The following is a 13,064-nucleotide window of genomic DNA, read 5'->3' as shown; positions in this document are numbered from 1 at the left end:
TGCGTCCTCAGCAACGAGGGAGGCGAATTTTGAGCCACCAGACACGCGGCGTCAAGGGAAATTGGAAAATATTTTTTGGGCCATCGAGACTTCTCGCCAGGGCGACTTATGGTGAGAGGCAACACATCGCGCGCGAGCAAAGAAATGAATCGTTGTCGCCGCGATTTCCCGATGAGTCGATGTGCATCGGCGCCATCAAGGGTCCGATCAGTTCAACTGCGCTCCATGCTGCGAGCGATCCAATTGTCGTTCAGCTTGCGGCGTGCCGAGTGCCGCTAGGACAATCTTGTCAGCCGATATGACGATCTTGCTTGCAGCCGATGTCGAATACCGACAAACCGAGCAGACGTGAAAGTAGATACACCGTACATTCCGACGCCTCGTGCAAACAGCCAGACGATGTAGTCGTCGCTCAAGCGACCGGCATCATCGCCGAATCGGGATGGTCGTCGCGATCATCTCCATGTGGTCGGCGGAGACTTTCCGGCATAGCTGCCCAGCGTCCAAATGCACTTTGCACTGTGTGTATTTCGATCTGGCTCGGCGGACAGACTCAATTACCTCCATTTGAAAGCGACGTGATCTTCGCGCGGCGATGGGTTCGTGAAACGGCATCGCATGGAAGCATTGTCATAGTGAATGGCAGGATCGTTATAACGACCGACAGGCGCCTCCGTATATCTTGCGCTAGCGACGACATCGGGCATGCTCGCGTGGCCCGATGACGCTGATCGCAGCGCAGTGATTTTCGACCCAGGAGTCATCATGCCGGATACTGAAACCCAGACCGGGCCAACGCCGCCCGCCGCCGCACCGACCGCGGCCGCCGCTCCCACGCTCGCCGTCATCGTCAACCCGGAGGACACGGTGGGACTCGTCCTGCAGCCCGCCTATATTTCGCTCGGCCTTGCACCGGAGCTTTTCGTCAAGGAGATCGGAGGGACGGCCTGACACATTCTGCTTCTTGTCTCGAGGACATACGTCTCACATTTCGTCAGGAGCCGGACATGACCATTACCCTTCAAAAGGTGCAGGGCGTCACGCCGTTGGTGATTCGCCCAGAACTCATCAAGCAGTTTGCCAGGGTCGGCGACGCCACCATTGCGCCTCCCGTCAAGCTGCGCCCGCAAATCTTCCTCGTCGAGCAATACAAGCTCGTCTCGTTCAAAGGTGATCTCGCGCGCGACGACATGATCAATAGTTTCTCGATCTCGCCCAATTCAGAGTTTACGTACACGCTGATCACGAAGACGGCGACAACGACCAGCAGCGAATTGACCACCACCGTCATGGAGAGTCAGGACTCGACCGCGGCGAGCCAATTCAACAACAGCATGAAGGATTCCGCCGATTCGAAATACGGCAAAGACAGTTCGAATTACCAGCTCGACGCAAACTTCCACGGCGAAGCGGAGGTTGGCTTAGGTAGCGGCAGCGCCGATGCTTCCCTCAACGTCAAGGGCGGCTCGCAGGGACGTGCGGCAGGAATTGGCGAAATCGGCTGAATCGGCGATCGATTCGCAGATCTCGTCGACTAACCAGTTCCGGAAACAACAAGCGGTGTCGGGCACACAAAGTACCCAGACGACAAGTTCCACCGAGACCAGAAGCGAGAAAAAGACTCGCAACGATACGCCAAATCCCGTCAATATCGGCGTGTTCCAACTCAAGGAAGAAACCATTTCGCTGCTCTGCCTCGTGGACGCATCGATCGCGTTTCGAAATACGGACCCCTCGATGAACCTGTCCGTGCCCGTGCGAGAAATCGATGCGCTGCTGAACAAGGTCATCGCCAGTGCGGACGTGCGCGCATCCCTGAAGGCGCAGATACTCGACACGCTCGGGTCCATTCGTGACTATCAGGACCAGCCGCGCAGCCTGTTGACGCCGGATTCGCTCAATCCGTCGACTCGCGGTCAATCTAAGGCTCGAGTCCATCTATGAACTCAAATCGCCGGACGGCAGCGTGCGGCGCAAGCTGGTGGCGCCGGGCATCATCATCAAGGACTTTCGGCGATATCTGCGCAAGCCATGCACGACGGTCGAACTGCGCCTCGATACCATCTAGCCGCCCTGCAGGCGAGAAGTCTAGAATCCATCAGCCCTTTACGGCGTCGTCATTCGGGCGACGTTTTTTTTGAAGGCCCGGAACATCGTCAAGATGGACGGCCGTAGCTTTGCCCAAGCTCGGCGATCTGACCTTGAAGCGCACCAAGAAAAACGTTCACCCGGTTCGGCACATAGCGCCTGCTCGGCGTGACGGCCCAGACCGACAGGTCCTCCATCGATGCGTCCTGCAGATGAACCTCAACCAGCGAGTTGTCGGCTAACTGCCTGAATACGTCCCAGTAGGTTAACTGCGCGAGTCCCAGGCCTTGCACGGCAGCAGTACGTGCCGCTTCGACACTGGTTGTGGTGACGTAAGCATCCACGCGTTTGCGTATCAACGCTCCGTCGACAACGAGCGGCCACTGCTTCACCGCGCCCAATCTGATGCAGGCGTGATGGTCCAGTTCGGAAACCAATGTGGGACGCCCATGCTTCTTCAAATAGGCTGGCGCAGCGCAGATAAGGCGAGGGTTTGGCGCGATCTTCTTCGCGACCAGTTCGGAGTCTTCCAACGGAGCAATCCGCAACGCCACGTCGAGCCCCTGTCCCACGATATCGACCTGACGATCGGAAAGATCGAGGTCGATGCGAAGGTCGGGATTCGCTTCCAGCAGAGCGGGAAGCATCGGGAGCACGACTGACTGTCCGAAACCGCTTGGCGCGGTCATGCGCAGCACGCCTGAGGCTTTTCCCGGCGACGGGTTGAGTTCGGCCCGTGCACCCGCTTCAGCGTCTGCCATCGATCTGGCATACGGGATGAAAGCTTCGCCTTCCGCTGTCAGGGTGACCGATCGCGTCGTCCGATGAAAAAGACGCACACCAAGATCTTCTTCCAGCGCAGCTATCCGCCGAGACACCTGCATCGGAATGACATCGAGCTGTCGCGCCGCGGCTGACAAGCTGCCCGCCGACGCGACGGCCAAAAATGTTCGAATGTCTGGAAGAAGCATCGTTTATATCCAAAAGTGTTAGAGCGGCTTCACGTTCCAATGTCTGTTTTCCGCCTCTCGCGGCGCCTATCATGCATTCACCTTCACTTCGACGCGAGCAGCAAAATGACTGACAGAACTTCCCTGATCCTGTCCCCGTACGAACGCAACGGCATCGCAGTACGAAACCGGGTTGCAGTCGCGCCGATGACGCGCATCACAGCCACCGAGAACGGACGTCCGACGCAAATCATGTTCGACTACTACATGCGCTTTGCGAAAGGCGGCTTCGGTCTGGTGACAACGGAAGGAATCTATACCGACAAGGCGTTCTCACAAGGATACCGGTTTCAGCCTGGTTTGGCGGATGACGATCAGGCACGGGGCTGGACTGCGTTCACTGGGGAAATGCACGCGCAAGGAGCCTATGTCGTCGCGCAACTCATGCATGCGGGCGCGCTGAGTCAAGGCAACTTCCACCGAACCGGCACTGTGGGGCCATCGGCTGTCCGCCCCAAAGGCAAACAGATGGAGTTCTACTTTGGCCAGGGCCTCTACGCCGAGCCGCGACAGATGACGGCGATCGAGATCGATGACGCCGTGCAGGGCTTTGTGAGCGCCGCGCGACGGGCCGTGAACATTGCCGGGTTCAATGCCGTTGAGATCCATGGCGCCAATGGCTATCTGCTCGACCAGTTTCTGACGGCAGAGACCAATCGCAGAACGGACCGTTGGGGCGGAGACACGAAGGCGCGCGTCCAGTTGCTCGCCGACATCGTGAAGGAAGTGAAGCTCGGCATCGGTAACACAGTGCCCGTCGGCATTCGAATTTCGCAAGGCAAAGTCAACGACTTCACAGCGAAGTGGCCGGGTGCACGGGCCGACGCTGAAGTGATCTTCGGCACGCTGGCCGCCGCGGGCGCGGACTTCATTCATGTCACTGAATACGAAGCCTGGCAGCCTGCATTCGAGGGGGTGACGGAAAGCCTCGTGGCTCTGGCGCGTCGCTACGCACCGAGCGTCACGATCGTTGCGAACGGCGGCTTGCATACAGCGGAGCGTATCGCCAATGCGCTGGAAGACGGTGCCGACCTGGTGACAGTAGGACGCGGTGCTTTGGCTAACCCCGACCTGCCAAAAGTGTTGGAGAGCAAACGCGAACCCAGGCCATTCGATAGTTCGATTCTTCAACCGCTCGCGAGCATCAAAAGCGCAGAACTCTCGATGCAGGCGGTTGCCTGAACGCGAGCAGCAATCTATGTCACTGCCGATTGCGCGACGCATGGCCGCGCAATCGTCTCGTCTTCGATGCAGACGGCAATGCTCGCTGCGCTCCCGTAACGAACGCTCGTACGCGGTGATATCGCATTTGACCGGGCAACGCTTTGGTGATGCAACATGCGCTTGGGCTTTAGCATAAAGCGCATCGTCGCTGCTCGTGGAATTGACGCAACAACCTGACGGTCGTTGGGGGGCAGAAAGTTTCCGGATGCGCGGCCGTGCCACTTTTCGTTTCTCGCGTATGTTTGCGCTGTTGCAATCACCAGCCGTCAAGATTGGACAGAAGCCGGCCGCAAGCGTGGCAGTCGCACCGTAAAGGTCATGCCGTGTTCTGTTGAGGCAGCCTGGATCGTTCCATTGTGTGCCTGTGCAATGCAGCGGCAGATATAAAGCCCCAGGCCCATGCCGGCGGCAATGCCTCCTCGCTCGCGCAACGGGTTCGCGCGCGTCAATGGATCAAATAACGTCGGCAGCGCATTCTCCGGTATCGGATTGCCCTCATTCGACACGGCAAGCACGACCTGTTCATCGTCGCCGACGGCTTCCACGCTGATTGGCCCAGCCCCGTAGCGAACCGCGTTTGACAACAGGTTCACGAGCAGCTGGGTGATACGATCACGGTCCCACATACCGGCGAGTTCGCCGGTGCAGTGCAGCGCGATCTGCGAGTCCGGATACAGCGCACGAATCTCCTCGACTGCGCCGCTGCAAATTCGCCCCATGTCCTGCATCGCAAAACTGACGGGCAGCGCGTCCCCCAGCCGGGTGCGCGTGAAAATGAGAAGATCGTCAATCATCCGCTTCATGCGCATGGCACCTCTTTGCACGTTTGAGCCGGCCCTTACGCTCATTGGCGAAAGCCCCTCGTCACGCAGCAGCAGTTCCGCCGAGTTCAGGATGGCGCCCAACGGAGCCCGCAGGTCGTGCGCAAGCACGCCAGCAAAAAGGTCCCTGATGCGCTCCGTCCGTTGAGCATATCGACGTATGGATTCAGTCAGCGCCTGATCAATCGCCTCGTTAAAGCGGATCATCTCCTGGAACGACTTGGTGCCGCCCGGGGAAGTCTGCTGCCAGCGACGCAGTACACTGGCGCGCAGCGCGCGGAATTCCGCAACCACATCGCTGATGGCAAAACCATGCTCCAGACGATCATCGGCGTGTAGCGAGGAAGCGGCATCGAACCCGCGCTGTGCGTCGTACGTCGCGCCGTGCGACTTGGCTTCCTGCTGCGCTGCACTTTGTGTCATGCGCATGTCGGCCGCAATCTGCATGAGTATTTCGCGGGCCGCGTCGCGCAACTGGCGTTCCGTGAGCCCGCTGTCTTTCTGGCTGAGAACGAGCGCGTACGCTGCCCAGTCGTCTACGATCCCCTGAAGATTCGCTTCAATGAAGTCCGGAAGATTCATTCAATCCCCCTCGCCATTGGCATATATGATGCGGATGATGTGTCTCGTAGCGATGGACTCGACAACATGCAGTCAATGAATGTGTGCGCGCGTTTTTCCCCATACCTGAATGCCTCTTTCTCCGTGAGAAAGTCGAATGGCTCTGGAAAGCTCGCAACCTTCTGGTCCGGATTACCAGGTGAAGATACCGTCCATAACACTCGATAGCGCCGATATGTGCCGCCGAGCGCATGCGATTTGGCCGGAGTGACGTGGACATCAATAGTGCAGCCGCGATACGGCGCACAAGGTTGACCAGGCATGACTCTTCTCCCTGCAAAACGTCGAACAATGCGATGAGGGATAACGCGAACCGGCCTGGACCGGAAGGTCGGCCAGCCACGGCGTTTGGCATCAGTATTGACGTCTTCGGCACAGACCAAACCGCGACTTCGGACTGGGCGTGTTATTTGGCCGAGATAGCGCCGCGCGTGTGAATTACGGACGGACAGATCGCGGATTTGTGCTTCCATCCCTCAACGGGTGCGGCCTGTATCAGCGTAGCAATCGACATACCGAACCGCGCCCGATCCGGTCATGCAACCATCTCCCGGGCTGCACCGGCCCGGTAACTCCGTGACGCGGGAATGAGACCGCTGATATTTAAGTCCTTTACGCCTTTCATCTCGCTTGGGGGCCTTCAGTTGGTCATATCCTGTTCAGAGATTTGAAACAGAACAATATCCCCAACGTAATGATTACGGACGTCCCTATCGGAGCAACGATGCGAACCAGCCAGCTTATTTGCCGGGCGATTGGTGGAATAAATACCGCAAAGCTCCGTTATCCGCGATATGGAAAGGCAATACGATCACGTATCGGTCTGTGTTTTGTACTGTGATGTATTTTCTACTTCTACGACGGATATCGACAGGCGTTTGGCTAGCGCGCCCGGTCCTGCTGGTGCAGCATGACCGATTATTTGAGGCCAGCATGGAAGGCAAGCGGAGGAGACCATGTCAGACACGGCGATTTTTCGCCGCGGCCAAGGGATGGCGTCGAAAGTCATACAGTCAACCTTGCCGCTGACGACGGACCGGCCCAGTCAGCATCATGCCGTGTGCGCTAGGCCGCCTCGATGTCCTTTGGTTGAATGCAACGCGAACCGGCTCGCCTCGCTATGTGACGCACTGAGATCGCGTGGCGTGGTTGCAATGCATATGACCACGGGTGACAACGCGCTCGATGCATCACGCCGGCTTTGCCCCCAGGTGATCGTCGCTTCCAGTCCGCTCGGCGTCCCCAGCGCTGCGGACATGCTGGACGCTTTGCACGAATGCGCGGACGCCAGCCGTCGCCCGATCATGATGGCCCGGTCGATCGACGACACCCGTGTCGAGTGGACCCGCTGGGATGGATGGATCCCACGGTCCACCGCCACCGACGACGTCGCGCGACTTGTTATGGGAATGCTTGGGAAGTGAACTCGTCGCGCCCGGACCGGCTTCCGTTCGAGCGAGGTCGCCGACACATACTCGCGCCACCTGACAGAGGCCGGCATCCTTTACTCGATCCATTGGAAAAAGTTAGCAAACGACACTCAGCCGCCATGCATTCCACGGGCCGGCGGCACGGGCATGACGAGTGCAACAGCGATTGCATTTCAGCGTCTGCTCGATGGGAGTGAATCTATGGGGACCAATGTGATCGCCGTGCTGAACGAGTTGATCGGGACGTCGGAAGACGGCGAGCGCGGATTCATGAAAGCTGCCGAAGAGGCGCAGCATGCGAGCGTAAACGATGCACTGCTCGAATTAGCCTCACACTGCTCGCGTGGAGCGCGCGAATTGCAGGACCTCGTATCAAGGCTCGGTGGCAAGCCGGCGAGTGGCGGCAGCGTCGCGGGCGCGTTGCATCGCGGCTGGCTCGATGTGAAATCCGCGGTCGGCGGCCGCACCGACCAAAGAATCCTTACCGATTGCGAAAAGGACGAAGATGCCGCGGAGAAGCGGTTTCACGATGCACTTGAAAAGGATCTGCCCGCTGATGTGAGCGCGGTCGTCCAGCGGCTCTACGTGGGTGTGGCGCAGAATCGCGATCGCATTCGCGTGTTGCGCGATCAGATTGCGTCGATGAACTCCTGACCGAGCGCACGGACGCCGCGCGGCGTGTGCTGAATGCTGGGAAATCGGAGCGTCAGAGCACTGCCTCCGCACTCTGGCTCATCATGGGCGTTGCCATACGATTCGCACTTTACCCCATGCGGTGTCGGCATCCAGCACGAGTTTCTCATCCTCGAAACGATAGTGCCGTTCGTGATCGCTCGCCGCGTGGTTTGGAAACATGAGCCTTCGACATGGTGTGTGACGATCTGGCGGTCCACGTCGATTGAAGAGGTGCCGAAATAACCGAAGTACTTTAAATGCTCGGGCTGCATCTTCGGCTCCGGCTTTGCGCCAGTCTTCGGGACGCGAATCTCTGTCGCGCGCGGCGTGACACTTGGGCGGCGACATGTCCATCGGGCGTGTAGAGGATCTGACCCGTGGCGTCATCGCCGAGTGGATAGACTTTCGATCCGTCAGTACGCAGCTCGTACCATTCCGCCAATTTCCACGCGCCCTTGATTCGATCGCGAATTTCCGGGGATGAAACACTTATGACGCTCTCCATTGATTCAGTCGCGCCTTCTTAGCAACGAATATGCCGCATAAGCGCTCCGGCTTCGCAGAGGTCTGCATGCGCGATTAGAAACCGTGCCGAACAGAAAACGTCGCGCCCGTGTCGTGCGAACGGAGAACCGCCAAACGCGCTGTCGCGGAGAAGACCCAATCATCGACGATTAATGACAGCCTTCGCTGCGGTTGTGCACGGAGCGTTAAAGTCGTGTTTGGCAACTGGACGATCGAGAGTTGCGGCGCCGTCGACGGGCCTATGGGTAGAACATTGGCGGCTTGCCGCGGTGCCGGGTCAGGCGTTAGCGCGGCTTCACCGCCACCGAATCGAAAGTCGTGCGTTAGCGGTGCGCTATAGAAATCTTTGACTTGCGCGTAGAATGGCGCGCCCTGAGTCGACTGAGATTCCATTTCATACCGGTACAAATAACGTTGCGGTTCCGGAATGGGCGGAACAATCTCCATGGGCAAGCGCGCAATGTTCGCAACCGTCATCTCTTCGGACACGCCGGCAACACCATCGCCGTACGCGAATCCGCTCAGCAGAAAAAATATTGCGCCGACAATCCTTTCTCTCAGGCACGTCATGGGCATGCCTCCAATGAAGGAATTGAAACGTCACACTACTGACCGCCATTTCCCGATAGATCGCTTCGTGGCTTCTATTGCACCACTCATTGTAGTCCGTCGTTCGAGTCTGGCCGACCGAATTTAAGCTTTGGGGCCAACGTCGCAGCACATAGTACGGTGTCAGCGCTGATAGTATGGGGTCGAAGAGTGGGCACCGAACTTCTTCCTCGACCCCGCCTACGGCGCAGTGAATCGCCTTCGGCAACATCCGAACGACACATTAAATCAGCAAGCGCTTGCTTTCTGCGGATCAGATACGGCTTGCTTATCCTAATAGACCATCATCGGGGATACTACAAGAATCCGGTTGCGCCCGATACCGGTTCACGCTCTTCTACTACGACCGTGGCGGCGATACGACCTTTGGGTCTGTCCCGACGATCCGCACCGCTTCCCTCACACCCTGCACAGCATGAGCCGGATCACCCGTCAGTATTGATGAGCCGACTCCGGACGCCGAATCCTCCAAGGCTCTGTTCAGCGCCATGAAGTTGCTGTTCAAACGGCTTTCGGCGCCATTGACTGCATCGACTACTGCGCCCAGCACGATTTCATTGACATGCCGCCAGTAGGCGACCGCTTTCGCGGTCCCCGCCATCGCATAGCTCGCCTGCAAGCGCCACGCACCGAAAGGAGAACACTCGCTTGCAGCTTCGAGCGCGATTGCACGTTGTTCATCAATTGTCGTATGAAACGCGCGGACGTTGAGTTCGGCGATCCGCTCTGCGGTTTCAATGCACAGTCCTGCCAGATCATTCATTTCGGCAGCCGCCCACGCGGCGCGTTCAGGCAATCTGGCTTTTACGTCGTCGGGCAGGGCAATGGCACTTTGGCTCATGTGATGGCTCCTTCATCGATTGGTGACATGACATTCCCTAGAAGATCCAATGCTGCGGACTTCATATTGCGCCGCCGCAATCGCCGTTCCCGAAGTCATGCGGTTGGCCATTACCGCGAGTCTGCTATCGTCGCCTCATCATGGCCCGTACTACCGGAAACTGCCGAGCGCATCCAAATAGTGCTCGATGCGAGACAACGCATAGCGCGCAGCAAGATGACGGATTTCGTTGCGGTTACCGGAAACCTGACGCGTTTCCGAAAACGTAACGATGCGGCCGCCGCGCATGGGGTACGCCCATGCGAAGCATTGCGTGCCGGGCGGCGGCCCGTTCGACGGCAGCGGATCGGCGATGCCCGTGTCGGCGACGGCAACGTCGGCGCAACCCCTGCTGCTGCAATGCGAGTTCCGCCATCTCACGCGCGACGGCTTCGCTCGTCAGCCCGTGCGCCTGCATGGTGGCCTGCTGGACGCCGAGGAAGCCCGCCTTGCCCGACGGCGAGTAAGGGACGACACCTACTTCGAGGCACACCCCGCTTCCCGGCCCTTCAGCCAGGCACGATGCGATCTGCCAGCCGGCACGATTCGGCCGTCGCGAGCTTGAGGCCGCGCGAACCGAGAAACGACACGACCCGTCGCGTCACGTTCATGTATGTTCCCTCCCTCACTTAAGCAGTTTGCCGCGCGGCGCTCATGTTGTTGGCCATGACCTGCTGCGGGTTCAAACCAGCATCGGCATTCCTGCGGCCGGGCATGTGGCCTGCTATCTACAGGATCTTCCGTGAGGAGCGACGCCATGTACCCGACTTCCACCGCGTCCGTGAAATCGCACGCGCTTGCGGCTTGCGCCGTGCTGTGCGCCATGTTGTCAACGTCGCTGCCTGTGTTTGCCCAAATCACTTCGCCCAACGGCTCGTCCTCCCAGGAAAGCCGCACTTCGTCGATGGGCTCGCAGCCCGCCACGCCGGCGTCTCAACCACTCGAATCGAACGTGCCGCAATCGTCGGATGCGAAGAGTGGCCAGCGTGCTTCATCCGCGACGTCCGGTCATAAAACGGAAGGCGCGGGCGGCTTCGACAATGGACTGTACGGTACTGGGTCGGGCAATAACAAATAGCATCGCGTGCGCACAGTGCATGCCTGATAATCGTTCGTTCCGCCAGCACAAGTTGTGGCGAATAGAAGGTACCGGGCGCGTGGCGGGATGCGTGGACATGCAATACGCGACGGAGTCGAAATGAAAAGGCTCGCGTATGTCTTATGCCCAATCGTCGCCCTCGCCTTCTGGGCCGCCGCGTGCACGCAGTCCCACGACGCGGATATCGACGGCATGCGTGCGCCCACTCATAAAGTTCCGACCGTCGATGCGCGGTTCACTGGCGGAAGCGGCGTGATCTCTGCAGGCGTTCATAAATAGACGGCTACATCCGTGACGATGGCTATGGCTGCGTGGCGCCCTCCATCCCTTGCGTGATCCGCCCGAATAATTGCTCTTTTAAGCCAGAAAGCGGCTGCGTACGAAACCGCGACAGACCGAATCAGGCGAATCCCCCTCGTGGGGAGAACGCCGTGCTCGAAGACTTCGGGGGCTCGGGTTCGAAACCGTCATGCGGTACGCCGCGTATCGCGGACGCATCCGCGCAATGGCCTCAAGCGCTGGCCTACGGTGAGGTGCCCGAAGCCGAACGCAGGGTGATGGCCGGTGCGCTCGTCGCGTTCTGCTGCAAGGCCGAAGACCCCGCCGTGAAGGCCCGCCGCGTACGGGCCGCTCTTTATGCCCGCAGCATTGTTTTGCGCGTCCGCTTCAGCTTTCATACTTTTCTGATCGTGCATGGCCTGGTTTTCCGGTCTAGTGCGCGATGGCCACGGTGTGAGTTCAGGTTGGCATCTGGTCATTAGCATTACTGACAAACAATGAAAGCAGGCATGAGAGACACAGCATGAAAAACCATTCACGCTACAGCCCCGATGTCTACGCGGCGCCCGCGCGCACGCTGGAGATTGACGGACCCGCGCTGCCGCGCTGGACGCCGCCCTACACCGACATGCTGGCCGAGGGTGAGGATACCCGGCCCGTGCTGGTCCCCATCACCCTGGCGGGACGTGAAAAGATCGGCAGGCCGTACCGCTACGTCGTGCTTTACAGGACGGATATCGAGCTGCCGTCATATCCCGACCGCACCACGCTCGACCTGGACCGCATCACCGGCACGCCCGTCACGATCTCGATTGACATCCCGGGCAAGGGCACATTCATTTCCGGCCTGCCGGGCGACACGGGCCGGGGCAACGTCGGTTTCGGGGTGCGCGAGATTTCCGGCATGGTCACGAAGGCGGAGTTCGTACGGCGCGACGACCGGTCGATGGTCTACAGGTTCGTGGTGAAACCGGCGCTCGCGAAGGCGCGCAAGGGGCAGAACTACCGCATCTTCCAGAACCGCACGGTCATCGAGGTCATCGAGGCGATCCTGGCCCTATCCGATGTCCATCGACTGGCGCATCGCCGGACCCCAGGTCATCGACCACTACCCGGTGAGGGACCTGATACGGCAGCACTTCGAATCGGACTACACGTTTTTTCATCGTCTGTGCGAGGTGAACGGGCTGTTTTACTGGTTTGAACACAGCAACGGCTATCACCGGATCGTGATTGCGGACACGATGGGCGCCTTCCATCCGCACGGTGAAGCCTACGAAACCATCCGCTTTTCGAACGGAGACCGCATTGATGAGGAGCACATCGACCGGCTGTCACTGGCGAGCCGGCAGACGGTTGGCAAGGTCACGGTCGTGGACCACGACTACACGCGACCGTGCCTGGCGCGCCACAACCTGCCGCTGCGCGAGGACAACGAGCAGCCCCGCGACACGGTCGAAGCGGACCAGGCGTTCTACACCTGCGCGAACGTGAGCCAGCCGCGCCAGGGCGCGCATGGCCTGGGCGGCGAGCCGAACGACGTGGACGGAGAAGCGCAGTTCGTCGCGCTGGTGCGGATGCAGGCGCTGCGCTGCAGGGGCCTGCGCGCAAAGGGCCACGGCAACCTGCGCGGGCTCACGACCGGCTTCACGTTCAGGCTGGTTGAGCATCCGTATGAGCAGGCCAACGAGGAATATCTGGTCGTCTCGACCCGGCTGAAGATCACGGAAACCGATCAGGCCAGCGGCTCCGGTCAGGCGTTCAGCTGCGAGACGGAGTTCGAGATCCAGCCGGTGCGCGAAT

General features: G+C 59.4%; 15 protein-coding genes and 1 pseudogene. 9 read left to right on the top strand and 7 right to left on the bottom strand.

Annotated elements, in window-relative coordinates:
- Positions 1–765 precede the first annotated feature (765 nt).
- The 3 genes from J8I87_RS41895 to J8I87_RS41885 are packed head-to-tail and all read left to right on the top strand — an operon-like array spanning position 766 to position 1,944.
- Positions 766–951 (top strand): hypothetical protein, encoded by a 186-nt coding sequence (locus tag J8I87_RS41895; protein ID WP_209938407.1) that lies wholly within the window; start codon positions 766–768, stop codon positions 949–951.
- Positions 952–1,007: 56 nt separating this feature from the next.
- On the top strand, positions 1,008–1,505 hold the full coding sequence (locus tag J8I87_RS41890; protein WP_209938405.1) for a hypothetical protein: 498 nt from the start codon (positions 1,008–1,010) through the stop codon (positions 1,503–1,505).
- The gene (locus J8I87_RS41885; RefSeq protein ID WP_209938403.1) at positions 1,489–1,944 is read left to right on the top strand and encodes a hypothetical protein; all 456 of its coding nucleotides are present in this window, start codon (positions 1,489–1,491) and stop codon (positions 1,942–1,944) included. Before J8I87_RS41890 ends, J8I87_RS41885 begins: the two co-directional genes overlap by 17 nt.
- Before the next feature lie 212 nt (positions 1,945–2,156).
- Here J8I87_RS41885 and J8I87_RS41880 read toward each other — a convergent pair whose 3' ends face one another.
- Entirely contained in the window at positions 2,157–3,059 is a 903-nt protein-coding gene (locus J8I87_RS41880; protein WP_209938402.1) for a LysR family transcriptional regulator, read from the bottom strand.
- 105 nt (positions 3,060–3,164) lie between these two features.
- On the opposite strand from J8I87_RS41880, the gene J8I87_RS41875 reads away from it, so the two are divergent.
- Entirely contained in the window at positions 3,165–4,280 is a 1,116-nt protein-coding gene (locus J8I87_RS41875; protein WP_209938401.1) for an NADH:flavin oxidoreductase, read from the top strand.
- A 308-nt stretch (positions 4,281–4,588) separates the two neighbouring features.
- On the opposite strand, the gene J8I87_RS41870 is transcribed toward J8I87_RS41875, so the two are convergent.
- Positions 4,589–5,725 (bottom strand): sensor histidine kinase, encoded by a 1,137-nt coding sequence (locus J8I87_RS41870; protein WP_209938400.1) that lies wholly within the window; start codon positions 5,723–5,725, stop codon positions 4,589–4,591.
- A 1,193-nt stretch (positions 5,726–6,918) separates the two neighbouring features.
- Here J8I87_RS41870 and J8I87_RS41865 point away from each other — a divergent pair.
- Entirely contained in the window at positions 6,919–7,188 is a 270-nt protein-coding gene (locus tag J8I87_RS41865; RefSeq protein ID WP_209938399.1) for a hypothetical protein, read from the top strand.
- Between the two features lie 207 nt (positions 7,189–7,395).
- Complete coding sequence (locus J8I87_RS41860) at positions 7,396–7,848, top strand: PA2169 family four-helix-bundle protein (protein WP_209938411.1); 453 nt, start codon at positions 7,396–7,398, stop codon at positions 7,846–7,848.
- Between the two features lie 274 nt (positions 7,849–8,122).
- Here the strand turns inward: J8I87_RS41860 and J8I87_RS46555 are convergent, their stop codons facing one another.
- The 4 genes and pseudogenes from J8I87_RS46555 to J8I87_RS41840 form a co-directional block, all read right to left on the bottom strand.
- Positions 8,123–8,374: a lipocalin-like domain-containing protein gene (locus J8I87_RS46555; RefSeq protein ID WP_209938397.1), complete on the bottom strand. Its 252-nt coding sequence runs from the start codon at positions 8,372–8,374 to the stop codon at positions 8,123–8,125.
- A 74-nt stretch (positions 8,375–8,448) separates the two neighbouring features.
- Positions 8,449–8,964 carry a hypothetical protein gene (locus J8I87_RS41850; RefSeq protein WP_209938395.1) on the bottom strand — a complete coding sequence of 172 codons (516 nt, stop codon included), beginning with the start codon at positions 8,962–8,964 and terminating at the stop codon, positions 8,449–8,451.
- Positions 8,965–9,343: 379 nt separating this feature from the next.
- Positions 9,344–9,844 carry a TIGR01841 family phasin gene (gene phaP / locus J8I87_RS41845; protein WP_209938393.1) on the bottom strand — a complete coding sequence of 167 codons (501 nt, stop codon included), beginning with the start codon at positions 9,842–9,844 and terminating at the stop codon, positions 9,344–9,346.
- Positions 9,845–9,994: 150 nt separating this feature from the next.
- Positions 9,995–10,494, bottom strand: a pseudogene (locus J8I87_RS41840) (CinA family protein).
- Positions 10,495–10,640: 146 nt separating this feature from the next.
- On the opposite strand from J8I87_RS41840, the gene J8I87_RS41835 reads away from it, so the two are divergent.
- Complete coding sequence (locus J8I87_RS41835) at positions 10,641–10,961, top strand: hypothetical protein (protein ID WP_245254570.1); 321 nt, start codon at positions 10,641–10,643, stop codon at positions 10,959–10,961.
- A gap of 488 nt (positions 10,962–11,449) precedes the next feature.
- Here J8I87_RS41835 and J8I87_RS41830 read toward each other — a convergent pair whose 3' ends face one another.
- Positions 11,450–11,677, bottom strand: coding sequence for a hypothetical protein (locus J8I87_RS41830; RefSeq protein ID WP_209938391.1), 228 nt, complete (start codon positions 11,675–11,677; stop codon positions 11,450–11,452).
- 107 nt (positions 11,678–11,784) lie between these two features.
- Here J8I87_RS41830 and J8I87_RS45875 point away from each other — a divergent pair, with 107 nt between their 5' ends.
- Positions 11,785–12,465 carry a contractile injection system protein, VgrG/Pvc8 family gene (locus tag J8I87_RS45875; RefSeq protein ID WP_280923156.1) on the top strand — a complete coding sequence of 227 codons (681 nt, stop codon included), beginning with the start codon at positions 11,785–11,787 and terminating at the stop codon, positions 12,463–12,465.
- Positions 12,377–13,064 (top strand): phage late control D family protein (locus tag J8I87_RS45870; protein ID WP_313068214.1); only part of this gene is annotated, 688 nt, incomplete at its 3' end. The genes J8I87_RS45875 and J8I87_RS45870, both read left to right, overlap by 89 nt.

It is taken from the genome of Paraburkholderia sp. LEh10 (assembly GCF_017814945.1).
GTDB lineage: Bacteria > Pseudomonadota > Gammaproteobacteria > Burkholderiales > Burkholderiaceae > Paraburkholderia.
Note: the sequence above shows the minus strand (reverse complement) of the source record. Positions and strands in the feature narration are given on the sequence as shown.